Annotated in this window: 22 protein-coding genes; 15 read left to right on the top strand and 7 right to left on the bottom strand. The window is 39.7% G+C overall.

Features of this window, described 5'->3' with window-relative positions:
• Window positions 1-583 precede the first annotated feature (583 nt).
• The 10 genes from sdhC to CL42_RS11505 all read left to right on the top strand — a co-directional run bounded on the left by sdhC (window position 584) and on the right by CL42_RS11505 (window position 13070).
• Window positions 584-982 (top strand): succinate dehydrogenase, cytochrome b556 subunit, encoded by a 399-nt coding sequence (gene sdhC / locus CL42_RS11550; RefSeq protein WP_035268514.1) that lies wholly within the window; start codon window positions 584-586, stop codon window positions 980-982.
• Entirely contained in the window at window positions 982-1347 is a 366-nt protein-coding gene (sdhD, locus tag CL42_RS11545) for a succinate dehydrogenase, hydrophobic membrane anchor protein (protein WP_035268511.1), read from the top strand. The genes sdhC and sdhD overlap by 1 nt, the downstream gene beginning before the upstream one ends.
• Before the next feature lie 12 nt (window positions 1348-1359).
• Window positions 1360-3258, top strand: a complete 1899-nt coding sequence (gene sdhA / locus CL42_RS11540) for a succinate dehydrogenase flavoprotein subunit (RefSeq protein ID WP_035268510.1) — start codon at window positions 1360-1362, stop codon at window positions 3256-3258.
• Between the two features lie 14 nt (window positions 3259-3272).
• Window positions 3273-3983, top strand: coding sequence for a succinate dehydrogenase iron-sulfur subunit (locus tag CL42_RS11535; RefSeq protein ID WP_035268507.1), 711 nt, complete (start codon window positions 3273-3275; stop codon window positions 3981-3983).
• Window positions 3984-4721: 738 nt separating this feature from the next.
• Complete coding sequence (locus CL42_RS11530; protein ID WP_035268518.1) at window positions 4722-7544, top strand: 2-oxoglutarate dehydrogenase E1 component; 2823 nt, start codon at window positions 4722-4724, stop codon at window positions 7542-7544.
• Between the two features lie 17 nt (window positions 7545-7561).
• Window positions 7562-8782, top strand: coding sequence for a 2-oxoglutarate dehydrogenase complex dihydrolipoyllysine-residue succinyltransferase (gene odhB / locus CL42_RS11525; protein WP_035268505.1), 1221 nt, complete (start codon window positions 7562-7564; stop codon window positions 8780-8782).
• Window positions 8783-8842: 60 nt separating this feature from the next.
• Entirely contained in the window at window positions 8843-10276 is a 1434-nt protein-coding gene (gene lpdA, locus CL42_RS11520) for a dihydrolipoyl dehydrogenase (RefSeq protein WP_035268502.1), read from the top strand.
• A gap of 167 nt (window positions 10277-10443) precedes the next feature.
• Window positions 10444-11610 carry an ADP-forming succinate--CoA ligase subunit beta gene (sucC, locus tag CL42_RS11515; protein ID WP_035268500.1) on the top strand — a complete coding sequence of 389 codons (1167 nt, stop codon included), beginning with the start codon at window positions 10444-10446 and terminating at the stop codon, window positions 11608-11610.
• Window positions 11611-11622: 12 nt separating this feature from the next.
• Window positions 11623-12513: a succinate--CoA ligase subunit alpha gene (gene sucD, locus CL42_RS11510; protein WP_035268498.1), complete on the top strand. Its 891-nt coding sequence runs from the start codon at window positions 11623-11625 to the stop codon at window positions 12511-12513.
• Between the two features lie 77 nt (window positions 12514-12590).
• Window positions 12591-13070: a hypothetical protein gene (locus CL42_RS11505; RefSeq protein ID WP_051586602.1), complete on the top strand. Its 480-nt coding sequence runs from the start codon at window positions 12591-12593 to the stop codon at window positions 13068-13070.
• Window positions 13071-13074: 4 nt separating this feature from the next.
• Here the strand turns inward: CL42_RS11505 and rsmD are convergent, their stop codons facing one another.
• Together rsmD and mrdA are read right to left on the bottom strand one after the other, a co-directional pair.
• Window positions 13075-13626 carry a 16S rRNA (guanine(966)-N(2))-methyltransferase RsmD gene (gene rsmD, locus CL42_RS11500; protein ID WP_035268497.1) on the bottom strand — a complete coding sequence of 184 codons (552 nt, stop codon included), beginning with the start codon at window positions 13624-13626 and terminating at the stop codon, window positions 13075-13077.
• Window positions 13627-15735, bottom strand: a complete 2109-nt coding sequence (gene mrdA, locus CL42_RS11495) for a penicillin-binding protein 2 (RefSeq protein ID WP_035268494.1) — start codon at window positions 15733-15735, stop codon at window positions 13627-13629.
• Between the two features lie 236 nt (window positions 15736-15971).
• On the opposite strand from mrdA, the gene CL42_RS11490 reads away from it, so the two are divergent.
• The 4 genes from CL42_RS11490 (at window position 15972) to CL42_RS17270 (ending at window position 18831) form a co-directional block, all read left to right on the top strand.
• Window positions 15972-16487, top strand: coding sequence for a hypothetical protein (locus CL42_RS11490; protein ID WP_035268492.1), 516 nt, complete (start codon window positions 15972-15974; stop codon window positions 16485-16487).
• Window positions 16488-16551: 64 nt separating this feature from the next.
• Window positions 16552-17868, top strand: a complete 1317-nt coding sequence (locus CL42_RS11485) for a membrane protein (protein WP_035268489.1) — start codon at window positions 16552-16554, stop codon at window positions 17866-17868.
• 75 nt (window positions 17869-17943) lie between these two features.
• Window positions 17944-18603: an adenylate kinase gene (gene adk, locus CL42_RS11480; protein ID WP_035268488.1), complete on the top strand. Its 660-nt coding sequence runs from the start codon at window positions 17944-17946 to the stop codon at window positions 18601-18603.
• Between the two features lie 75 nt (window positions 18604-18678).
• Entirely contained in the window at window positions 18679-18831 is a 153-nt protein-coding gene (locus CL42_RS17270) for a hypothetical protein (RefSeq protein WP_171076785.1), read from the top strand.
• Here the strand turns inward: CL42_RS17270 and nth are convergent.
• Complete coding sequence (gene nth, locus CL42_RS11475; protein WP_035268485.1) at window positions 18828-19529, bottom strand: endonuclease III; 702 nt, start codon at window positions 19527-19529, stop codon at window positions 18828-18830. The two genes, CL42_RS17270 and nth, sit on opposite strands and share 4 nt — an antisense overlap.
• Window positions 19530-20321 carry an RnfABCDGE type electron transport complex subunit B gene (locus CL42_RS11470; protein ID WP_035268482.1) on the bottom strand — a complete coding sequence of 264 codons (792 nt, stop codon included), beginning with the start codon at window positions 20319-20321 and terminating at the stop codon, window positions 19530-19532.
• A 336-nt stretch (window positions 20322-20657) separates the two neighbouring features.
• On the opposite strand from CL42_RS11470, the gene gdhA reads away from it, so the two are divergent.
• Window positions 20658-22001, top strand: coding sequence for an NADP-specific glutamate dehydrogenase (gdhA, locus tag CL42_RS11465; protein ID WP_035268479.1), 1344 nt, complete (start codon window positions 20658-20660; stop codon window positions 21999-22001).
• Window positions 22002-22052: 51 nt separating this feature from the next.
• Here gdhA and CL42_RS11460 read toward each other — a convergent pair whose 3' ends face one another.
• The 3 genes from CL42_RS11460 to rlmH all read right to left on the bottom strand — a co-directional run bounded on the left by CL42_RS11460 (window position 22053) and on the right by rlmH (window position 24342).
• Window positions 22053-22829 carry an META and DUF4377 domain-containing protein gene (locus tag CL42_RS11460; RefSeq protein WP_035268475.1) on the bottom strand — a complete coding sequence of 259 codons (777 nt, stop codon included), beginning with the start codon at window positions 22827-22829 and terminating at the stop codon, window positions 22053-22055.
• A 153-nt stretch (window positions 22830-22982) separates the two neighbouring features.
• Window positions 22983-23759 (bottom strand): DODA-type extradiol aromatic ring-opening family dioxygenase, encoded by a 777-nt coding sequence (locus CL42_RS11455; protein ID WP_035268472.1) that lies wholly within the window; start codon window positions 23757-23759, stop codon window positions 22983-22985.
• Between the two features lie 100 nt (window positions 23760-23859).
• Window positions 23860-24342, bottom strand: coding sequence for a 23S rRNA (pseudouridine(1915)-N(3))-methyltransferase RlmH (gene rlmH, locus CL42_RS11450; RefSeq protein ID WP_035268469.1), 483 nt, complete (start codon window positions 24340-24342; stop codon window positions 23860-23862).
• Window positions 24343-24437: the final 95 nt, after the last annotated feature.

The raw sequence follows: 24437 nt of genomic DNA, 5'->3' as shown, positions 1-24437 counted from the left end.
TCTGTTTCATTACATTTTAAGTGGTGAGCTCAACATTAGAAAATGAAGTTTATTTTGTAATTAATTTATAAGTGCATATGATTTTTATCCTTTTTTACATTTGAAATTACTCAATTCAATTAGATAAAAAAACAATGACCATGTGAGCAATATTCATTTTTCTAATTAGTTTTAAAAGTACAAATTATTTGAGATTTAATTTTCTTTAAGTTTTTGAAAAATAAAATAAATATTATATTTCTTAAAAAAATATATTTTTGTAGTGAGTTGTGCTTTAGTCTAATTAAGACAAAACGAACATTTGAGTTCAGTAACACTAAATTAAAATAAATTGATATAAATATTAATGGCTTAGTGTTTGTATTTAAATAGAGAGATGACTTAACTGTAAGAAAGTAGATGTAAATGATTCTTATTTAAAAATATTTTATGGTTGACGCCTGCTTCGTAGGTTTGTAATTTGAAATTGCACGTTTTATAATTCCGTGTCGTATAAAGGTTTAGACAATTTATTTGTCTAACAAATGCCAGCTTTCCTTCGAATTAATTCCAACAAACTCCGGATGGAGTTTTTAACTACAGGATGCCCGCTGTGAAAAGCAACAGACCTGTCAATTTGTCCATGGGTCAAGTTTTAGACGTAAACTTAAAATCCCCTGTGGCTATTGCATCTATTTTACACCGTCTTTCAGGTGTCATCGTATTTTTACTCGTACCAGTTCTTTTATGGATCTTAGACAAATCATTGTCTTCTCCTGAGGGCTTTGCACAAGTTCAAGCTATTTTTGATAGCTTTATCGTGCGCTTTATCGTATGGGTATTTGTCGCTGGCTTAATCTACCACTTCATCGCAGGTATCAAGCATTTGCTTGCTGATATGGGTATCGCTGAAGAGTTACAAAGTGGTCGTCTAGCAGCAACAATCGCATTAATTTTATCTGCAATTGGTATCGTTGCATCATTTGTATGGATCGTACTCTAATGAAAAGTGCTACTGGTTTAACGGGTTCAGGTTCTCGCGATTGGTTTATCCAGCGTGTAAGTGCTGTAGTTTTAGCTGTTTATACTGTTGTGGTGTTTGGTTGGATCCTTTGTAATGGTGGTTTCAACTTCGAACAGTGGTACGGCTTTATGATGACATTACCGATGAAGATTTTATCTTTATTGGCAGTCTTATCTCTTGTTGCACACGCATGGATTGGTATGTGGCAAGTATTCACTGACTATGTGACGACTCGTCAAATGGGTCCATCAGCATCAGGTTTACGCCTTGTACTGACTTCAGCAGTTATTATTGCTGTATTTGCATATGCGATCTGGGCAATCCAGATTTTTTGGGCGAATTGATAGGAAACAATCATGGGCGCTATAAACCCTAAAGAAGATTATACAAATATTCCACACGAAACTTTCGATGCTGTCATCGTTGGTGGTGGTGGTTCTGGTATGCGTGCTTCTTACCAACTTGCTCAAGCTGGTTTGAAAGTTGCGGTATTGACTAAAGTATTCCCAACGCGTTCTCACACTGTAGCTGCACAGGGTGGTATTGGTGCTTCTCTTGGTAACATGCAAGAAGATAACTGGCACTACCATTTCTATGACACAGTAAAAGGTTCTGACTGGTTAGGTGACCAAGACGCAATTGAGTTTATGACTCGTGAAGCGCCACAAGTTGTATATGAACTTGAACATCTAGGTATGCCATTTGATCGTAACGCTGACGGCACAATTTACCAACGTCCATTCGGTGGTCACTCTGCGAACTATGGTGAAAAAGCTGTTCCTCGTGCTTGTGCTGCTGCCGACCGTACAGGTCACGCACTTCTTCACACGCTTTATCAAAGCAACGTGAAAATGGGTACACAATTCTTCGTAGAATGGATCGCGCTTGATTTGATCCGTAATGAAGCAGGTGATGTACTTGGTGTTACAGCAATTGACCAAGAAACAGGTAAAATTGCAGTATTCCAAGCGAAAGCAACATTGTTCGCAACGGGTGGTGCTGGTCGTGTTTACCGCGCATCTACAAACGCATATATCAACACTGGTGACGGTCTTGGTATGGCTGCTCGTGCAGGTATTCCATTACAAGATATGGAATTCTGGCAATTCCACCCAACGGGCGTTGCAGGCGCAGGCGTATTGTTAACTGAAGGTTGTCGTGGTGAAGGTGCAATCCTTCGTAACAAAGACGGCGAACCGTTCATGGAGCGTTATGCTCCAACTTTGAAAGACTTGGCACCACGTGACTTCGTATCACGTTCTATGGACCAAGAGATCAAAGAAGGCCGTGGTTGTGGTCCTAAAGGTGATTATATCCTTCTTGATATGACGCACTTGGGTGCTGATACGATCATGAAACGTCTTCCATCTGTATTTGAGATTGGTAAGAAGTTCGCGAACGTTGACATCACAAAAGAGCCAATTCCTGTTGTACCAACAATCCATTACCAAATGGGTGGTATTCCAACTAACATTCATGGTCAAGTTGTTGTTCCTGAATCGCGTGAAACTACTCCGCTAGAAGCACATTACGACAAAGACAGCGATACTTATTCTACCAATGCTGCGGATCGCAATTTCACTAAACCAGTGAAAGGTTTCTATGCGATTGGCGAATGTTCATGTGTGTCTGTACATGGTGCTAACCGTTTAGGTACAAACTCATTGCTTGACTTGGTTGTATTTGGTAAAGCTGCTGGCGAACATATCATTGACTATGTGACTAAGCATCACGGTGATGAATATGCGCCGCTTCCAACAACTGTGCTTCAGCAAACTGTCGAGCGTATCCGTCGCTTAGATGAGTCAACTTCTGGTGAGAATGCGCAAGAAGTTGCTGATGCAATTCGCGATATCGTTCAAGATCATGCAGGTGTATTCCGTACAACTGAACTTCTTGAAAAAGGTGTGAAAGAGATTCTTGCACTTGAGCCTCGTATCCGTAATATCCACTTAAAAGACAAATCAAAAGTATTTAATACTGCGCGTATTGAAGCACTTGAAGTGGAAAACTTATACGAAGTTGCAAAAGCAACCTTAATCTCTGCTGCTGCACGTAAAGAATGTCGTGGTGCGCATACTGTTGTAGATTTTGAAGAATCTCCAGATCATCCAGCATATCCTTACGGCCGTCGTGATGATGAGTGGATGAAGCATACTTTATGGTTCTCTGCTGATAACCGTCTTGAGTACAAGCCAGTACGTTACAAGCCTTTATCAGTTGATGCTATTCCACCTAAACCACGTACATTCTAATTGGGAGAAGTAAGATGAGTAGAGGTACTCGTACATTTAATATCTACCGCTACGATCCTGATAAGGATAAAGCACCGTACATGCAAACATTCAAGCTTGAGTTGACTGATAAGCACCGTATGTTGCTTGATGCGCTACTTGCATTGAAAGTTCAAGACGAAACTTTAACGTTCCGTCGTTCATGTCGTGAAGGTATTTGTGGTTCAGATGGTGTAAACATCAATGGTAAAAATGGTTTAGCGTGTCTTTGGAACCTAAACGATTTGCCAGAAGTAATTACTATTCGTCCATTACCAGGTCTTCCAGTAATCAAAGACTTGGTTGTAGACATGAATCAGTTCTATGATCAGTACGACAAAATTCAACCGTTCTTGATTAATAATCAACCTGCACCACCTAAAGAGCGTTTACAATCTCCAGAAGAGCGTGAGCATCTTGATGGTTTGTATGAATGTATTCTTTGTGCATGTTGTTCAACGTCTTGCCCATCATTCTGGTGGAACCCTGATAAATTCTTGGGTCCTTCAGCATTGTTGAATGCATATCGTTTCATTATTGATTCGCGTGATACTGCTACTCAAGACCGTTTGGCTCGTTTAGACGATCCTTTCAGTTTATTCCGTTGTAAAGGTATCATGAACTGTGTATCAGTATGCCCTAAAGGTCTAAATCCAACAAAAGCGATTGGTCACATTCGTAGCATGTTGTTAGATCAAGCTGGATAATGCTGTTCCAAAAAAAGCACACTTAGGTGTGCTTTTTTTTTAATCAAAACTTGATGTTAAATTTAGTTTTCGAGATATTTTGGTTGAAGTGGTTAGATTTGCCCCAATCATAAAAAAATATGCACTTTAGGGATAAATGAAAACGTTTTGCATCTGCAAATATCTTTTTAAAATGTTAAGATATCGGTTTTATGATCCAAGTTGCATGTATTTAAATCTATAATTTTAGGCTTTAGTCTAATAATTATGAATTTTAATAGAATTTATCTAAATGCACCTTATATTATCTCAATGGTTTATAGTTGTATTTAGCTAATTTATGAATGGTATGTGTCAATAAAATCAGTTTGAAGTGAAGTTCATGGTAGGATTTGAACAAAATTTTTAGCATGAATATTATTCAATCTGTACATTAAATCAAAATTTTGGTGGTTTGGTGTTAAGCTGAAAGCAGGGATAATCAAATTGAAAAGTTGCTTTAGAAAAGACTAATATTTTTATTTTTTTCTAAGTCAATTTGCAAAAATTGCTCGGTAATTTTATCGAGTATAAAGATGAGTGATGATGCCAATGAGGGCGTTATGATTCGTCATTGGTATTAGAAACTCTCTAATGCTATACGCCCCATGGTCTTTTGTACCAGATGGGTGAATGTCAATTTACCGATTTGGCATTATCAATCATGGGCGAGCTTAGAAAGCTCCCTGTAATGTTTTGCAATAGGAAATGGGTCCACAAATGCAAGAAGTTGCTGACGCATTGCGTCTTGACACTGAACTTTCCGCTGACAGTGCAGCGTATATTGAAGAACTTTATGAGCAGTATTTAGTTGCTCCAGAATCAGTCGGTGCTGATTGGCAAGAATACTTTGGTAAGTTCCCAAAAGGGGATCAACCACACAGCAATGTACGTGAGCAATTCCTTTTATTGGGTCGTAACTCAAACCGTATTCAGCCTGTCGTTCAAAGTTCAGTTAGTTCTGAGCACGAGCGTCGTCAGATTGGCGTATTACAATTAATCGCTGCATACCGTAACCGCGGTCATCAAAAAGCAAAATTAGATCCATTAGGTTTGGCAAAACGAGAAGAAGTGCCTGATCTTGATCTAGCGGCTCATGGTTTAACCAAATCTGACTTGGATACTGTATTCAATACAGGTAATCTTGCAATTGGCAAAACTGAAGCAACTTTAGGTGAAATGGTCAATGCGATGGAGGCGACGTATTGCGCTTCTATTGGTGTTGAATATATGCACATTGTTGACACTAAAGAGAAACGTTGGATTCAACAACGTCTTGAAGGTGTGAAAGGTCAATTTGGTTTTTCAGCAGAACAAAAGAAACATGTTCTTGAACGTCTAACTGCAGCTGAAGGCTTAGAGAAATACTTAGGCAATAAGTATGTTGGCGCTAAGCGCTTTGGTGTGGAAGGCGGTGAATCTTTCATTCCGATGGTTGATGCTGTTATTCAACGCGCAGGTTCTGTGGGATGTAAAGAAGTTGTGATCGGTATGCCACACCGTGGTCGTCTCAACTTGCTTGTCAATATCATGGGTAAAAACCCAGCAGATCTTTTCGGTGAATTTGAAGGTAAATCACTTCACAAGAAAGGTTCTGGTGACGTTAAGTATCACCAAGGTTTCTCGTCAAACGTAATGACTCCAGGTGGCGAAGTTCATTTGGCATTGGCATTTAACCCATCACACTTAGAAATCGTAGGGCCTGTAGTTGAAGGTTCAGTACGTGCTCGTCAAGTTCGTCGTAAAGACATTGGTGGTGATGACGTATTACCAGTAATCGTACATGGTGATGCTGCATTTGCTGGTCAAGGTGTGAACCAAGAAACCTTCCAAATGTCACAAACACGTGGTTATACGGTAGGTGGTACAGTTCATATTGTTGTCAATAACCAAGTTGGTTTTACAACATCAGATCCACGTGATGCACGTTCTACTGAATACTGTACTGATATCGCGAAAATGATTCAGGCACCAATCTTCCATGTGAATGGTGATGATCCTGAAGCTGTATTGTTTGTTGCTCAACTTGCGCATGATTTCCGTCATACTTTCCGTAAAGACGTTGTTATCGATATGTTCTGTTACCGTCGTCGCGGTCACAATGAAGCAGATGAGCCAGCAGCAACTCAGCCAATGATGTATCAAGTCATTAATAAGAAAACGACGACTCGTGCATTATATGCTGACAAATTAGTACAAGAAGGTGTAATTGATCGTGCGACTGCAGATCAGATGATCGAAGATTACCGTGCTGATTTAGAAGCAGGTAAACATGTTGCGAATGCACTTGTACTTGAACCGAATAAAAAAATGTTCGTTGACTGGACGCCATACTTAGGTCACGAATACACTGACGTTTGGGATACTACTTTCCCTGAAGAGCGTTTAAAAGAACTTGGTCGCAAAATGCGTGAGCTTCCTGAAGGCTTCGTGATGCAGCGTCAAGTTTCTAAGGTGATCGATGATCGTCTTAAAATGCAAACTGGTGAAATGCCATTGAACTGGGGTGCAGCTGAGACTCTAGCTTATGCTTCGTTATTGGACGAGGGTTATCTTGTTCGTTTAACTGGTGAAGATGTTGGTCGTGGTACATTCTCGCATCGTCATGCGAAGCTTCATAACCAAGTAGACGGTTCGACGTATATTCCACTTTGCCATATTAAAGAAAATCAACCGCGTACAGCGATTTATGACTCATTATTGTCTGAAATGGCAGTATTGGCATTCGAATATGGTTATGCAACAACTCTACCTAAGAGCTTAATTATTTGGGAAGCACAATTTGGTGACTTCGCGAACTGTGCTCAAGTTGTTATTGACCAATTCATTGCTTCTGGTGAGACAAAGTGGGAGCGCGTTTGTGGTTTAACGATGCTTCTTCCACATGGTTTTGAAGGTCAAGGCCCAGAACACTCATCTGCACGTTTAGAGCGTTTCTTACAGCTATGTGCTGAAGAAAACATGCAAGTGATGACGCCTACAACTCCTGCACAGATTTTCCATGCTTTACGTCGTCAGGCGATTCGCCCAATTCGTAAACCAATGATTATCATGTCTCCAAAGTCATTATTACGTCACAAATTAGCGGTATCTAATCTTGATGAATTGGCGAACGGTACTTTCCAAACCGTGATTGATGAAGTTGATAACATTAATAAGTTGGATGTGACTCGTGTAGTGCTTTGCGGTGGTAAGGTTTATTACGATTTACTTGAAAAACGTCGTGAAAATGAATTGAACAACACTGCTATTGTTCGTGTTGAACAATTGTACCCATATCCAGAAGCACGTTTAGCGGAAGTACTTGCACAATATCCAAATATGAAAGAGCTTGTTTGGGCGCAAGAAGAACCGAAGAACCAAGGCGCATGGTTATTCATCGCACCACGTTTATACGAAGGTGTTATGAAGTCAGGTCAACAAATTCAAATCAGCTATGCAGGACGTGAAGCATCTGCTGCACCGGCTTGTGGCTCACCATATTTACATGCAAAACAACAAGCACAACTCGTTAACGAAGCGCTTGCGATCGTAGCAGAATAATCAGGAGAATCTTAAGAATGGCAACCGAAATTAAAGCACCGGTATTCCCAGAGTCAGTTGCAGACGGAACAATTGCAACTTGGCACAAACAACCAGGTGAAGCGGTATCACGTGACGAAGTGATCTGTGATATCGAAACGGATAAAGTTGTACTTGAAGTTGTTGCTCCTGCAGATGGTACGATTGCAAATATCATCAAAGGTGAAGGCGACACAGTTCTTTCTGATGAAGTAATTGCTACATTTGAAGCAGGTGCTGTTTCAGGTGCTTCTCAAACTCAAGCTGTTCAATCTGAAGAGAAAGTTGAGCAAGCTGCTGCTGCTACAGAAGCGGGTGCTGCTCCTGTTGTTGAACGTGCTCAAGCTCCTGTTCAAGACCAAGCTCCAGCTGTTCGTAAGGCATTAACTGAAACTGGTATTAATGCATCAGAAGTTTCAGGTACAGGTCGTGGTGGCCGTATCACTAAAGAAGATGTGGCGAATCACCAATCTAAACCTGCTGCTCCTGCTGCTGCACCATTAAGTGTAGCTGTAGGTGAGCGTATTGAAAAACGTGTTCCTATGACACGTCTTCGTAAGCGTGTGGCTGAGCGTTTACTTGCTGCAACGCAAGAAACAGCAATGTTAACGACGTTCAACGAAGTCAACATGAAGCCAATCATGGACATGCGCGCTCAGTACAAAGATGCTTTTGAAAAGCGTCATGGTGCTCGTTTAGGCTTTATGTCATTCTTTGTTAAAGCTGCAACTGAAGCACTTAAACGCTACCCAGCTGTAAATGCTTCAATTGATGGTGATGATATCGTTTATCACGGTTACTATGACATCGGTGTAGCGGTATCTTCTGACCGTGGTTTAGTAGTTCCAGTATTACGTGATACTGATCGCATGAACTATGCTGAAGTTGAAAATGGTATCCGTGATTACGCATTCAAAGCACGTGATGGTAAGCTGGGCATTGAAGACATGACAGGTGGTACATTCACGATCACTAATGGCGGTACTTTCGGTTCATTGCTTTCAACACCAATTTTAAATACGCCACAAACTGCAATTTTGGGTATGCATAAAATCCAAGAGCGTCCAATGGCGGTAAATGGTCAAGTTGAAATCTTACCAATGATGTATTTAGCGCTTTCTTATGACCACCGTTTAATTGATGGTAAAGAAGCAGTAGGTTTCCTTGTAACAATCAAAGAATTGTTAGAAGAACCAGCTAAACTTATCCTTGATCTTTAATTCTAAAGAATAAATCCATGGGCTTAGAGCGATCCTCTAGGCCCATTTTTGGAGAGAAGAATGTCTCAACAATTTGATTTAGTAGTAATCGGCGGTGGTCCAGGTGGTTATGAAGCTGCTATTCGTGCAGCACAACTGGGTTTCAAAGTTGCGTGTATTGAAAAGCGTATTCATAAAGGAAAACCATCATTAGGTGGTACTTGCTTGAACGTGGGTTGTATCCCATCTAAAGCACTTTTAGATTCTTCACATCGTTATGAAGATACTGTTCATCATTTAGATGATCATGGTATTACAACGGGCGAAGTGAAATTCGATCTTCAAAAATTACTTGCTCGTAAAGATAAAATCGTTAACCAACTTACAATGGGTATTGATGGCCTGTTGAAAGGTAACGGCATTGAATGGTTGCAGGGTACAGGTAAATTATTAGCTGGTAAAAAAGTTGAGTTTGTTCCACATGAAGGTGAAACTCAAATTTTAGAACCTAAATATGTCATTCTTGCCTCTGGTTCTGTTCCTGTAAATATTCCTGTTGCTCCTGTAGATCAAGATCTTATCGTCGATTCTACTGGCGCGCTTGAATTCCAAGAAGTACCTAAGCGTTTAGGTGTAATTGGTGCAGGTGTCATTGGTCTTGAACTTGGATCAGTATGGCGTCGTTTGGGTGCAGAAGTTGTTGTTTTTGAAGCAATGGATGCATTTTTACCAATGGCTGATAAAGCTTTGGCAAAAGATTACCAAAAAGTATTAACTAAGCAAGGTCTTGATATTCGTGTTGGCGCAAAAGTAGCTGGTACAGAAATCAATGGTCGTGAAGTGACAGTTAAGTACACTCAAGGTGGCGAAGACAAAACTCAGACTTTCGACAAATTGATCGTTTGCGTGGGTCGTAAAGCGTATGCAGAAGGTTTACTAGCAGAAGATTCAGGCATTAAACTTACTGAACGTGGTTTGGTTGAAGTAAATGATTGGTGTGCAACTTCTGTTGAAGGTGTATATGCAATTGGTGACTTAGTACGTGGTCCAATGCTTGCACATAAAGCAATGGAAGAAGGCGTAATGGCTGTTGAACGTATTCATGGTCACGCAGCTCAAGTGAACTATGACACGATTATTTCTGTGATTTATACACACCCTGAAGCGGCGTGGGTTGGTTTAACAGAAGAACAAGCTAAAGAAAAAGGTCACGAAGTTAAAACAGGTCAATTTGGTTTCGCAGCGAATGGTCGTGCGATGGCAGCTGGAGAAAATGCTGGTTTCGTGAAATTTGTTGCTGACGCTAAAACGGATCGTTTGCTTGGTATGCACGTGATTGGACCTGCTGCGTCCGATATCGTTCACCAAGGCATGATCGCACTTGAATTTGTATCAAGCGTTGAAGATCTTCAATTAATGACATTTGGTCACCCAACATTCTCTGAAGTAGTTCATGAGGCTGCGCTAGCAGTAGATGGGCGAGCAATTCACGCGATTCAGCGTAAACGTAAATAACACAAAAAAGAGCGGCTGAGGCCGCTCTTTTTGCATTTGGTGGTTGTTTTTGTTTGAATAATCATCTAAAAATAGAATACTAAATTTAATAAATGCCAATATTTATTGCGAAGGAAGTTTAAATATTGGTGTGTCATAAAAAGTGAAAAGTAGTAAAAGGTAAAACAATGAATTTACACGAGTATCAGGCGAAATCGCTGTTAAAAAAATATGGTATGCCAGTTCAGGAAGGCATCATCGCTACAAATGCAGAGGAAGCAGTAAAAGCATTTGAACAGCTAGGCGGCAAATTCGCTGTTATGAAAGCACAAGTACATGCCGGTGGGCGTGGAAAAGCTGGCGGCGTTAAAGTCGTTAAGTCAGCTGATGAAGCAAAAGAATATGCTTCGCAAATTATTGGTACTCGTTTAGTTACATATCAAACGGATGCAAATGGGCAACCAGTTAACAGTGTACTCGTTGCAGAAGATGTCTATCCAGTTGAGCGTGAATTGTATTTAGGCGCAGTTGTTGATCGTTCATCACGTCGTATTACTTTCATGGCTTCTACTGAAGGTGGTGTCGAAATTGAAAAAGTCGCTGAAGAAACTCCAGAAAAAATTATTAAAGTTGAAGTAGATCCATTGGTTGGCTTACTTCCTTTCCAAGCTCGTGAAGTCGCTTTTGCTTTAGAGCTGAAAGATAAACAGATTAATCAATTTGTTAAAATTATGTCTGCAGCTTATCAAGCGTTCGTAGAAAATGATTTCGCATTGTTTGAAATTAATCCATTGTCAGTCCGTGAAAATGGTGAAATTTTGTGTGTTGATGCCAAGGTCGGTATTGATTCGAATGCTTTATATCGTTTGCCAGAAGTTTCTGCTTTAAGAGATAAATCGCAAGAAAATGAGCGTGAGCTCAAGGCATCTGAGTTTGACCTTAACTATGTTGCTTTAGAAGGTAATATTGGTTGTATGGTGAATGGAGCAGGTCTTGCAATGGCAACCATGGACATCATTAAACTCTATGGTGGTCAACCAGCAAACTTCTTGGATGTAGGTGGTGGCGCAACCAAAGAGCGTGTAATTGAAGCATTCAAGATCATTTTAGCGGATCAGTCAGTACAAGGTGTGCTGATCAATATCTTCGGTGGTATTGTGCGTTGTGACATGATTGCTGAAGCAATTATTGCAGCGGTTCAAGAAGTAAATGTAACAGTGCCTGTTGTTGTTCGCTTAGAAGGGAATAATGCAGAACTAGGTGCAAAATTACTTGATGAATCTGGTCTTAAACTAATTTCTGCAAACGGCTTATCTGATGCCGCAGAAAAAATTGTTGCTGCAGTAAAAGCATAAGGAGTATCAATCATGAGCGTATTAATTAATAAAGACACTAAAGTATTGGTACAGGGCTTTACGGGTAAAAATGGTACATTCCACTCAGAACAAGCTTTGGCTTATGGTACTAAGGTTGTGGGTGGTGTGACTCCAGGTAAAGGCGGTCAAACTCATTTAAATCTACCTGTATTCAATACAATGAAAGATGCAGTGAAAGAGACTGGTGCTGATGCATCGGTCATTTACGTTCCTGCACCATTTGTATTGGATTCTATCGTTGAAGCAGTTGACTCTGGCGTTGGACTGATTGTTGTTATCACTGAAGGTGTACCAACCATTGATATGCTGAAAGCGAAACGCTATCTAGAAACCAATGGAAATGGCACTCGCTTAGTGGGTCCAAACTGTCCAGGTGTTATCACGCCGGGTGAATGTAAGATTGGTATTATGCCAGGACATATTCATCAGCCAGGACGAATCGGTATTATTTCGCGTTCAGGTACGTTGACCTATGAAGCTGTTGCACAAACTACGAAGTTAGGATTAGGTCAATCAACGTGTATTGGTATTGGTGGAGATCCAATCCCTGGTATGAATCAGATTGATGCTTTGAAACTGTTCCAAGATGATCCAGACACAGATGCAATTATTATGATTGGTGAGATTGGTGGTACAGCTGAAGAAGAAGCGGCAGAATATATCCAATCAAATGTGACCAAACCTGTTGTTGGTTATATTGCTGGTGTGACTGCACCGAAAGGTAAGCGAATGGGTCATGCTGGTGCTATTATTTCAGGTGGTAAAGGCACGGCAGAAGAAAAATTCGCTGCGTTTGAACGTGCTGGAATGGCATATACACGTAGCCCAGCTGAACTTGGTTCAACGATGCTAGAAGTACTTAAAGAAAAAGGTCTAGCTTAATGCTTTAAGTAAAAAAGCCTCCTGAGTGGAGGCTTTTTTTCATGCATAATAATAAGATATAGAAACGTAAAATTAATATGATTCAAAATTTAAAACTTTATTTACAAGCTTTGATGTTTTTTTCAATTTCTGCTGTTCACGCGAATTCCTTGGATCATGATGAAAATACGAATGATCAAAATCTCATTTTTAATTTTTTTGAAGCTCAGCAAGAACTTCACTATGAGCCTGCCATAGAAGATTTAAATAGTGAACAGACCAAGATTGCAGAATTAAATGAGAAAGAATATTCGAGATTTGATGTATTGACGCATTCAATTTTTCAATCCGAACGTATTCAATTTTTTAATTTCACGGCTTTTGATCGGAATGAATTGAAGAATAAACTTGATACAGGTCATTTTGACTTATCAAATCTGGAACAATTAAGCATTACGTTTGGATATGGTGTTGAGTATTTGCTGAAACAGAATCAAACGATAGGGTACGAGTTTTTATCCTCGTTTCCCTACGATCGAGGCAGATTGATTCGGATTTTTTGGAATCAGACATTTTAAATGTCTAATCTATTTTTCGATAAAGGCCTGATTTAACTGTTCCAGCTTTGGTTTCTTTTATGAGGTGCCATGAAGAAGGTAGATTAAGTGATGACAATGGTTGATCGGCTTCGACATAAATAAATGCATCTGCTTTGAGTTTTGGGTCAATCAATGAAGCCAACTCCTCCCAAAGATTTAAACTATAGGGAGGATCTAAAAAAACTACATCGAATTGATTGTTTGAGAGTTGCTTTAGCGCGATTTGGGCAGTGCTTTGAATCAGTTTTGCATTATTCACATTTAAAAGCGCTAAGTTTGATTTTAAAAATTTATTTTGCTCTAAATTAGGTTCGATCATCGTGACATGAGCTGCCCCTCGAGATAGCGCTTCAAAACCTAATGCACCAGATCCAGCGCAAACATCTAGCACCTGTGCTTGTTGAATATCCCACATTAACCAATTAAATAAAGTTTCGCGTACACGATCTGGTGTTGGTCTTAAACCCTCAATAGTGGCAAAAGGTAATACACGGCGTTTCCATTCACCACCAATGATGCGGAGTTGATTTTTCATTTATTGACTCGTGTTACGTTGAGTGTCAGTGTTTGCATTCGTTGCATTCGTTGCATTCGTTGCATTCGTTGCATTCGTTGCATTCGTTGCATTCGTTGCATTCGTTGCATTCGTTGCATTCGTTGCACTGTTGCTGTTACGTGATGTTTGGAGTTCACGAGGAAGTGCATTTGGATCGGCTGATAAATTACTAGATCCGCTAGGTAATTCACCAGGCTTAATGCCTGCTGTCATTAAGCCGCCGCTGACAACATGATTCATCGGCTTTATTGGCTTACGATCACGATGGAGTAACCAATAATCTAATACAGGACGTGCGAGCGCGGTTGCTCCTGAACCTCCACGACCATTTTCCCATATCACTGCAATCGCTATTTCTGGGTTGTCGGCAGGGGCGAAGCCTACAAATAAGCCGTGATCGAGTTGACGTTCAGTTAATAAAGCTTCGTTATACTTTTTACCTTGCGCAATACTCTTGACCTGAGCGGTACCTGTTTTACCCGCAATTTGATATTGCAGTCCACCACGAATCCCTTTACCTGTTCCAGATTGGATCACATCCACCATGGCATCACGCATCTTAATCCAATCTTCATCAGTACCATTGAAGGCAATTTTATAATCTGGTGCATTGTGGACTTTGAATTGCTTTGTTCCTTTGGTTTCACGTAATACATGCGGTGTAACATGGGCGCCATGATTTGCAGTAATTGCAGTTGCCATCGCAAGTTGCAAGGGGGTAGAAGTGAACGCACCTTGCCCAATACTGACTGAGATTGTTTCCCCTTTGAGCCATTTAGAATTGCGAGTACGCATTTTCCATTCTGGCGAAGGATACAATCCTGTACTTTCGCTAGGAAGGTCTACACCTGTTTTCTCACCAAATCCAAACTGACGCATCCATGTGTTCATACGATCGATCCCCATCTGGTAAGAAAGAACGTAATAGTAAGTATCACATGAGACAACAATGGACTTGTGCATATTGACTACACCATGCCCCGTTTTTTTCCAGTCGCGGAATTTGTGAGAATCTCCTGGTAAGTGGAAATAACCTGGATCTGAAATAGCAGTTGACCAATCGACAATACCGTAGTGAATACCCCCTAATGCAGCCATAGGCTTAATGGTAGAACCTGGTGGATAAGTCCCTTGAACTGCGCGGTTATACAACGGCTGATCTAAATTGTCACGCAGCGCACTATAGTCTGTATGACTGATACCAGTCACGAATAAATTTGGGTTGAAACTTGGACTCGAAACGAGTGCCAAAATTTCACCTGTACGTGGATCCATTGCAACAATTGCACCACGACGCCCCGCAAGTTGCTCAGCAGCTACTGTTTGGAGACCATAATCAAGTGATAAATAGAGGTCATTACCGCGTACAGAATCTTTACGCCCTAATTTCCGTAAGACATTACCGAAAGCATCTGTCTCAATAGACTCAAAGCCAGGTGAGCCATGCAACAGGTCTTCATAAAATTTTTCTACACCAATTTTACCGATCAGGTTTGTACCTGCGTAAGCATCTTTATCAATGCTTTTGAGTTCTTTATCGTTAATACGACCGACATACCCAATAACATGGGCAAATAATTCACCATGCGGGTAATAACGCGTCATTTGGGTTTCAATAGAAACACCAGGAAATTTAAACTTTACTTCACTAAATTTAGCGATATCTGTTTCAGTTAAGTTTAGTTTAAGCGTGACACGTTCAGTCTTTTTTGCGGTTTTCACACGACTCATGAAGCGTTCGATGTCTTCTTCGCTCAAGTCAATAATCTTTCTAAGGCGTTCTACTGTATCTTCAATATCAGGTACATCCGCTTTACTTAATGTAGCCGTAAAAACTGGATAATTGTCAGCCAGTAGAATGCCGTTACGATCAAAAATATAACCGCGGGCAGGGGAAATCGGTTGTAAACGAATTCGGTTTTTGTCCGATGCATCTTTAAACTGGTCGTAATGCACAATTTGCAAATAAGCATATCGAGACAATAGAACAATTAAAAAAAAGATTACCACGCAAATAGCAAACACCACTCGACTGCGAAAAATTCGCTTTTCTTGTTGTACATTCTTCAGTGGGAACTGCTGCTTCATAGATCTTTACTTTTTTGCGGGTAAAAGCTGACTTTATATCAAAGTATTTTAACTCAGATTAACTATAAAATTTGAAAAATTAATAAATAGTTCGTATGTTATAAAAATTAAAATTTGACCAAATAGACACTAATTTTAAAGCTTGTTGTATATAAGAACGAAAATTATTCTGTTAAAGTCGAAGCACTATGGATGAATAATAATATTGTTCTCAGTTTGAGAGAATGGAGAAAATAATGAGAAAAATCGTTTCCTTTGCTGTCATGATGTGGGTAGGGAATTTAGCATACGCAGATTTTTCATCGTTTTATCCTGAAGCAAAATTGAAACCAGAACAATTTTCTAAAATAAATGTGGGTGCTGGTGTTACACAACGGTTAGCGCATGGGAATTTAGAATACGTCACTCCATACGGTATTGGATACGGAAAGCTTGGCGCTTTCTTAAATGACGACCACGATGTGGGTGCTCAAGTCGGTTTTCGTTACCCAATAATTCTCGGAACTAAGGACTTAAATGGATTTTATTTAGGTGCATTTGCTGGTCATCTAAAATCAAAAACAGTCAATGGTGAAAAGGAATCTCAACTCGGTGGTGGTATAGATTTATCATATGTCATGCTGAATAAAGAAAGAATTAGTACATTTAGTGTAGGGATAAAAGCAGGAGAGGAAATCACGCAAGGAAACCAAGTGATTTTTGAAACCAAACCAGAACTACAGTTTGCTTACACCTTAAGTGTAGGATTTTAGAAAGCTTTATGGTTTTATACCTCAAGTTCGACTGCAATTAGATATATGAATATGAGAGTCATGAATGTTTGGATATGTGAGTGATTTGTGGCAAGCCTTCGTCAATCGACCTGATTTTTATGCAGTACTGAGTATTATCCCAGTAACCGCATTTGTGACTTGGGCTCACGTCTGGATGGCACTCAAGATGGTGTTTTATCCAATTAAGTTTTGGGGTTTTCACTTAGGTCCGCTTCCGGTGGGATGGCAAGGAATTGTTCCACGTAAGGCAGGACGTATATCGGGTATTATTACCGACAATACACTATCAAAACTTGGCTCCTTACGAGAGTTCTTAGATGCGATGGATCCCGAGGATACTGCTCGTATCATTGGTGAACAGGTTGGCTTTGAGTTAGAGCACTTAATTGATGAAGTGATGATGGATCGCAATGCGGTTCTATGGGAAAACTTACCTTACTCAATCAAGAGACGTATTTATGCGCAAGCACATAAGCAACTTCCAAATGTTTTGAAAGAGCTCGTAACCGAATTAACTTTAAATGTTGAGTCGCTCGTGGATATGCGTGCGATGGTAGTGAGTCAAATGGAAGGCGACCGTCAATTGATGGTCAATATGTTCCTAAAAGTGGGTCAAAAAGAAATTAACTTCATTTGGCATATCAGTGCATTAATCGGTATGTTCTTCGGTATCTTCCAAATGATCGTTTGGTTTGTGGTGCCTTGGCATTGGACTGTACCATTCTGGGCAGCAATTTGGGGCTTTTTAACAAATTGGATTGCAATTTGGATGGTATTTAATCCAGTTGAACCACACTATATACGTTATCCACAATTCTTTGAATTAACGAAAGATCGTAAATTCCCTTGGATAAAACCTGTCATTCCACGCATTGGTTCTTATAATATTCAAGGTGCGTTTATGAAGCGCCAAGAAGAAGTATCTGATGTATTTGCCCGTGTAGTGACTGAAGATTTGATTACATTGAAATCTATTATGATGGAAATGATGTATGGTGGAAAAAAAGACAAAACACGCCGTATTGTTAAACGTCATATCAATGAAATCATGGAAACACCATTGGTTCGTACATCATTACAGCTATCTTTAGGTCCAAAAGAGTATGCAAAACTCAAGACAGACTTGATCGATCGCTCAATTGAAATTACGATGGTGCCTGTATGCGACCCAGCTTTTAATGCGAGCCGCGCACAGAAAATCTATCAAATGTTTAAAGAACGTATCCGTGAATTAACGCCGCGCGAGTTTCAAAATCTATTACGTCCTGCATTCCAGGAAGACGAATGGATCTTAATTGTGCTAGGTGGGGTAACAGGTTTCTTCGCGGGTCTGATTCATTTATTTGTGGCTTTCTTATAAATAGATGCTGGATTGGTGCCTACCAAAGACATTAACCAAGTATCGTCGATATAGTTAAAATGAGGATGTTTATTTATGCGCATTATATTACTCGGACCACCTGGAGCAGGTAAAGGTACTCAAGCTCAGTTGATCTGCAAGCGCTACAATGTCCCACAAATTTCAACCGGTGATATGCTCCGTGCTGCAATTCGTGAAGGAACTGAACTCGGTCTACAGGCAAAATCTGTAATGGACAATGGTGGTCTAGTTTCTGACGAACTGATTATTGGTCTGGTTAAAGAGCGTATTGCACAACCAGATTGTGCAAATGGTTGTATCTTTGATGGTTTCCCTCGTACGATTCCTCAAGCTGAAGCTTTGGAAAAAGAAGGCATTGATATTGATCACGTGATCGAAATTGATGTGCCTGATGAAGAAATCGTTAAACGCTTATCGGGTCGTCGCCAACATCCAGCATCAGGTCGTGTTTATCATATCGTCTACAACCCACCAAAAGTGGAAGGCAAAGATGATGAGACTGGTGAAGATTTAGTTCAGCGTCCAGATGACCAAGAAGAAACAATTCGTAAGCGCTTAGGTTCGTATCATACTGAAACTGAACAGTTGGTTGGCTTTTACCAAGGGCGTGCAGCTTCAGGTGAAAATGCGCCAACGTATGATAAGTTGAATGGACTTCGTCCTATTGAAGAAGTTCAAAAAGAACTTTTTGCAATTTTAGATCAAACTAAATAACCATTATTCAGCTTTGACAAAAAAGAAGCCCTAAGTCATATTAGGGCTTCTTTTTTATGATGTGAAGGTAAACAAGTGCAAAATATTGCCATTATTTTATTGATGCTTGCATGCTTGGCAGTATTGTCTTTTTTGGTATTTATAAGTTTTAAATTACTTCGCGATAGTCAAAAACAGATGAAATTAGATAAAGAGAAAAAAGATCAAAAAAAATCTCTTGATCGTTAAACCTGTTTTAAATCGATCTGTCTTGTCGCTCCATATTCGAAACGTTCAGGCCAGTTGCACACATCACTCACAACACACTCATTGCACTTTGGCCTCCGCGCAATACAGCAATAACGTCCATGTAAAATTAACCAATGATGAGCGTCTACAATAAACTCTTTTGGAATCACTTTAACTAGACGGTGTTCAACTTCGAGTACATTTTTTCCTACCGCAAGTCCAGTACGATTACCTAATCGAAAGATGTGGGTATCAACGGCCATGGTTGGTTGACCAAAAGCGGTATTTAATACCACATTTGCAGTTTTTCGACCTACGCCCGGAAGTGCTTCTAAATCAGCACGGTTGTGAGGAACAATACTGTTGTGTTGTTTAATCAATATTTCACAAGCTTTGATGACATTTTCAGCTTTAGAGTTATAGAGACCTATTGTTTTAATATAAGATTTTAATCCTTCTACACCTAAGGCATAGATTGCTTCAGGTGTGTTTGCTACAGGGAAAAGCTTATCTGTGGCCTTATTTACGCTTACATCAGTGGCTTGTGCTGATAAGGTCACAGCAACTAACAACTCAAAGGGTGAAGAATAATTCAGCTCTGTTTTAGGGTTTGGGCGTTGAGCTCTTAATCTTTCAAAAAAAATTTGAATTTGCTTTTTTGTCATGTTTTTTACAGTTTTAGGTGTTTTAACGTTCATTTAAACACCCTCAATTGAATTGAGTTTTTCATATAAAGTATTGAGTTGCTCTTGCTTATCGACACTCTCACGTACAGCAAGTTGTTTTTCAAGCTTTTTAATTTGTGTACGTAATTTGGCAAGTTCGATTGTAGATTTTGCATCTAATGTCTTATGAAGCGCTGTTTTTTTTATCGTTTGAATAGTAGGTACTGATTGTAATTGTTTTGAAAACTGAGCAAAAAGCGCAGTATCAATTTCAGCTTTAACGACAGGACCTTTGCGATGAAGACTGCGATTTTCCTCACGTTGAATATGAGCATAATAACGATTTCTAAGATCATTTTGTTCTAGGAAGCGGGCTTGCTGATTTGGTATGGGCTGTAAATCTTCAACAAGATCGATACAGTCAACTGGACAAGGTGGTATACATAATTCGCATCCAGTACAAAGATCAGTTAACACAGTATGCATTAACTTTCCTGATCCAATGATGGCATCTACAGGGCAAGCACTGATGCATTTAGTGCAACCAATACACTCGTCTTCACGTATGATCGCTTTCATACGCTGTGGGCGACCATCAGATTGAATTGGCCAAACGCTTTCTTCAGCTTTAAGCTTAGGGCGATTCAGTAAGTGAGCAATTGCGTCAGCAACAGGTTGACCGCCAGGGACACATTTATTTGCGTCTTCTCCTTCTACAATAGCTTTAGCATAAGGTAAACAACCATCACGGTGGCCACATAGACCACATTGGGTTTGAGGTAGGAAAGCATCAACTTGTTGTATCAATGAGATTTGTGCGTGCATGTACGTTAAAACTTAATCAAGCGAAAAGGAGATCATAGGTGTGAAATATGAATGATTTTAACATGATTAGTGTTAGTTTGGGGTGCGCTGTTATGGGTCATTTATCGCGCAATAAAAGCGCCGAATAAGCATTAATCCATAATTAAAAGTAATGAATTTGATAATTTAAAATTATTAAATACTATAATTAAGTAATTGAAATTAAAAAAATATTAAAAAAAATTATGAAAACTATTGTACAGTGCCTGTAAAAGATATTTAATACTTTGCGCCAAAACTTATCAATATATTGAAATTTTGACCAATTTTGATCCATTTTCTGCTGAGGATTAAGCGTTGAAATACAACAGCCTTAACGACTTCCTAGACTACGTTAAAACACGTGATGCACATCAACCAGAATTTCTTCAAGCTGTTGAAGAGGTGATGACAAGCTTATGGCCTTTTATTGAAAAGAACCCTAAGTATGCAGCTCATGGTTTATTAGAACGTTTAGTTGAACCTGAACGTGCGATTCAATTCCGCGTTTCTTGGGTTGATGATCAAGGTCAAACACACGTTAACCGTGCGTTCCGTGTTCAGTACAACTCAGCAATTGGTCCATTCAAAGGTGGTATGCGTTTCCACCCTTCAGTGAACCTTTCAATCCTAAAATTCTTAGGTTTTGAACAGACTTTCAAAAATGCGTTAACTACACTACCAATGGGTGGTGGTAAAGGTGGTTCTGATTTTGACCCTAAAGGTAAATCAGAAGGCGAAATCATGCGTTTCTGCCAAGCACTCATGATCGAGTTATACCGTCACTTAGGTTCTGACACAGATATTCCTGCGGGTGATATTGGTGTTGGTGGCCGCGAAGTTGGTTACATGGCGGGTATGATGAAGAAACTCAGCAATGACACTTCATGCGTATTTACAGGTAAGGGTTTAACTTTTGGTGGTTCACTAGCGCGCCCTGAAGCAACTGGTTACGGTACAGTGTATTTCGCTGAGGAAATGCTTAAGACTCGTAACGACAGTTTCAAAGACAAGGTAGTTACAATCTCTGGTTCGGGTAACGTTGCACAGTTTGCTGCTGACAAAGCAATGTATTTGGGCGCAAAAGTTGTTTCACTTTCAGATTCAGCTGGTACTGTATACATTAAAGACGGTTTAACTCCAGAGCTTTTAGCTGAAGTAATGGAGCTTAAAAACGTTCAACGTGGTCGTATCTCTGAGTTTGCAGCGAAGCATGGTTTTGAATATCTTGAAGGGCAACGTCCTTGGGGTATTAAGTGTGATATCGCACTTCCATGTGCCACACAAAATGAATTAGATGCTGATGATGCGGATAAATTGCTTGCAAATGGTGTGATCTGCGTAGCTGAAGGCGCAAATATGCCTTCTACACTTGCTGCAGTTGAAAAATTCGTTGATGCAAAAATTCTATATGCGCCAGGTAAGGCATCTAATGCAGGTGGTGTTGCAACTTCTGGGCTTGAAATGTCTCAAAATGCGCTTCGTTTAGGTTGGTCTTTCGAAGAAGTAGATGAGCGTTTACATGCAATCATGAAAGAAATTCACCGTAACTGCGTAAAATTCGGTACTCAAGAAGATGGTACTGTGAATTATGTAGATGGTGCGAACATTGCTGGTTTCGTAAAAGTTGCTGATGCGATGTTAGCTCAGGGTGTATTCTAATAATATATTCAAAAATAAAAAAACCGAGGCTTAGCCTCGGTTTTTTATTCTTTATAAAGAACCTTTTACAGCTTCACGCTCTACAGCCATATCAAAAATATAAGCATACTTTGATTGATCTGCAGCAGGATTTTTAATTTCATAACGTTTTACACGAATGATTTGACGTTCATTCGGACTATGTGAAAAACCTTCAATTTGATCGTAGAATAAAGTCCAGTCTTTATCGACTTGCGTTTTAATACCACTATCGTTGTATTTTATTTCTCTGACTTGTAGACAAGTTTGGGGAGCTACACCTGTACATTGTTTAGTTTCTGGCGAAATTTCAAGAAATATGGTTTCACCTTGAGTTTTGTATTTGGTTTCAGGTGTCATTTTACCCGTGAAGATAATCTTTTCACCATTCGGCTGTACCAAAGTCAACGTTGGATTATCACGATCATTTAAATTAAGCACGAAAGGAACAGCAGCTTGGGAAAATAGATTTCCAGCAAAGCGTTCTTGTTCGGCAGCCAAACCATTACATCCCTTCATGGTAGATGCAAGTTGAGCAGCTACGATAGTATTGTTTTTTAGCTCAAACCCGCCAAATAAAGTATTGCAGCTCGTATGAATTGAAAGTTTTTTATCAGTGGTGAAGTTTAAAGTGATTGGTTGAGGCGCATTTTGTGGATTGGCTTGCCATTGGTATGCAGAGAGAGTTTGATCAGCATTTTGTTGTTGAAGCACAGACACAGCTAAATCCCCAGCTTTTTGTAGATCGGAAGTCTGACACGCAGCAAGTGTGATAGGCAAAATAGCCAAGGCAATTAATTTTAATTTCATAACAAGTTTTCTAAATTGTATTGATCCGAGGAAGGATAACGCAGGAGATCTAAAAAATTATGGATACATTCTGCACTTTTCAGTATCAAAATGTATCCATTGATCGATGATTATTTCGTGATGGTCATTTAAAAAATGATATTTTATTTTCTCTCAATCAAAGCGATAAATATCCATTCCTAAAGCACCCATGGTAAAACTACTATGTACAATGCTAAAACGATCACCAGTGCCCATAGAGAAAAATAAAGGTGCAAAGTGTTCTATCGTAGGGTGGTTACGATGAACAAAAGGAATCGTATTCCACGCTAAAATAGCAGGATAATCCGAATGAGTGAGCTGCTGCACCACGTAGTTTCTAAAAGTTGATGCCCATTCTGGAACTTCACTCGTTTCACCATGCCAAGCAAGCTCTCTTAAATTATGAGTAATGCTTCCCGAGCCAATTAATAATATTTGCTGATCTCTTAATGGAGCGAGAGCTTGACCAATTTTAAATATCTCTTCAGCAGACATCGTCATGGGTAAAGAGATTTCGACTACGGGGATATCAGCTTCTGGATACATATGTAATAAAGGCATCCATACGCCATGATCACGAGGTCGTGTACTATTGGCATGTGCAGTAATTTGTGCCTCAGCGAATAAATTTAAAACTTGTTCAGCAACATCTGGAGCACCAGGGGCAGGATAGCGAATTTCATAGAGTGCATCAGGGAAACCTCGAAAATCGTGCCATGTTTCAGGTCTAGTCCCCGTACTTACTTCGAGTGCATTGCTTTCCCAATGCGCAGACATGACGATTATCGCTCTAGGTTTGGGCAAATTGAGACTCAAGCGATGTAAAGCTGGACCAACCTGTTCAGGATTCAAAGCCAGCATTGGAGAGCCATGTGAGATGAATAAGCCAGGTAGCGTTTGAATAGTCATGAGGGTGGTTCCATTCTTAGATGTATGAGGTGATCATCGCAAATTTTAGAAGTCAGAGTAACCATTTAAATTTGAACATCATGTTGCAAATTCGGAACGATTATCCAGCACGATGGTACGGATGGTTATGATTAATGCTCATGGCACGGTAAAGTTGTTCAATTAACAGAATGCGAACCATAGGGTGGGGTAGCGTTAATTTAGATAAAGACCAGTGCCAAGCAGCAGCTTTACGAACTGCATCAGAATGTCCATCAGGTCCACCAATCGCGAGCACAACATCATTCCCTTCAAGCATCCAACCTTTCATGGTTTCAGCTAATTTTTCTGTACTAAACTCTTTTCCTCCCACTTCAAGTGCAATTAAAAGTTCATTTCCTTTCAGTGCATTTAAAATGCTATCGCCTTCGATATTACGGTATTTTAAAATATCAGCTTCAGAGTCATTCTTTCCGCGTTTCGCCATAGGAAGCTCAACAATTTGAGTTTGTACAAAAGGTTGAATTCTTTTGAAATAATCTTCAAAACCAGTAAGAACCCATGCTGGCATTTTTTGACCAATGGTCAAGATACGAATTTTCATGAAAATGTGTCACTAGAAGTTTCACGTTATTATACATTTCAAAGTGATGAATTTATAAAATCAAAAGTTAAAACATAATGGGTTGTTAATTTTTC

The organism is Acinetobacter sp. Ver3, assembly GCF_000632455.1.
In the GTDB taxonomy this organism is placed as follows: domain Bacteria; phylum Pseudomonadota; class Gammaproteobacteria; order Pseudomonadales; family Moraxellaceae; genus Acinetobacter.
The sequence above is the reverse complement of the archived record's forward strand: the minus strand, read 5'-3'. Positions and strand labels throughout refer to the sequence as shown.

Excerpts from the sequence above, each read along its gene's own strand:
- sdhC (WP_035268514.1), top strand. The coding sequence starts at position 584 with ATGCCCGCTGTGAAAAGCAACAGACCTGTCAATTTGTCCATGGGTCAA.
- sdhD (WP_035268511.1), top strand. The coding sequence starts at position 982 with ATGAAAAGTGCTACTGGTTTAACGGGTTCAGGTTCTCGCGATTGGTTT.
- sdhA (WP_035268510.1), top strand. The coding sequence starts at position 1,360 with ATGGGCGCTATAAACCCTAAAGAAGATTATACAAATATTCCACACGAA.
- CL42_RS11535 (WP_035268507.1), top strand. The coding sequence starts at position 3,273 with ATGAGTAGAGGTACTCGTACATTTAATATCTACCGCTACGATCCTGAT.
- CL42_RS11530 (WP_035268518.1), top strand. The coding sequence starts at position 4,722 with ATGCAAGAAGTTGCTGACGCATTGCGTCTTGACACTGAACTTTCCGCT.
- odhB (WP_035268505.1), top strand. The coding sequence starts at position 7,562 with ATGGCAACCGAAATTAAAGCACCGGTATTCCCAGAGTCAGTTGCAGAC.
- lpdA (WP_035268502.1), top strand. The coding sequence starts at position 8,843 with ATGTCTCAACAATTTGATTTAGTAGTAATCGGCGGTGGTCCAGGTGGT.
- sucC (WP_035268500.1), top strand. The coding sequence starts at position 10,444 with ATGAATTTACACGAGTATCAGGCGAAATCGCTGTTAAAAAAATATGGT.
- sucD (WP_035268498.1), top strand. The coding sequence starts at position 11,623 with ATGAGCGTATTAATTAATAAAGACACTAAAGTATTGGTACAGGGCTTT.
- CL42_RS11505 (WP_051586602.1), top strand. The coding sequence starts at position 12,591 with ATGATTCAAAATTTAAAACTTTATTTACAAGCTTTGATGTTTTTTTCA.
- rsmD (WP_035268497.1), bottom strand. The coding sequence starts at position 13,626 with ATGAAAAATCAACTCCGCATCATTGGTGGTGAATGGAAACGCCGTGTA.
- mrdA (WP_035268494.1), bottom strand. The coding sequence starts at position 15,735 with ATGAAGCAGCAGTTCCCACTGAAGAATGTACAACAAGAAAAGCGAATT.
- CL42_RS11490 (WP_035268492.1), top strand. The coding sequence starts at position 15,972 with ATGAGAAAAATCGTTTCCTTTGCTGTCATGATGTGGGTAGGGAATTTA.
- CL42_RS11485 (WP_035268489.1), top strand. The coding sequence starts at position 16,552 with ATGTTTGGATATGTGAGTGATTTGTGGCAAGCCTTCGTCAATCGACCT.
- adk (WP_035268488.1), top strand. The coding sequence starts at position 17,944 with ATGCGCATTATATTACTCGGACCACCTGGAGCAGGTAAAGGTACTCAA.
- nth (WP_035268485.1), bottom strand. The coding sequence starts at position 19,529 with ATGAACGTTAAAACACCTAAAACTGTAAAAAACATGACAAAAAAGCAA.
- CL42_RS11470 (WP_035268482.1), bottom strand. The coding sequence starts at position 20,321 with ATGCACGCACAAATCTCATTGATACAACAAGTTGATGCTTTCCTACCT.
- CL42_RS11460 (WP_035268475.1), bottom strand. The coding sequence starts at position 22,829 with ATGAAATTAAAATTAATTGCCTTGGCTATTTTGCCTATCACACTTGCT.
- CL42_RS11455 (WP_035268472.1), bottom strand. The coding sequence starts at position 23,759 with ATGACTATTCAAACGCTACCTGGCTTATTCATCTCACATGGCTCTCCA.
- rlmH (WP_035268469.1), bottom strand. The coding sequence starts at position 24,342 with ATGAAAATTCGTATCTTGACCATTGGTCAAAAAATGCCAGCATGGGTT.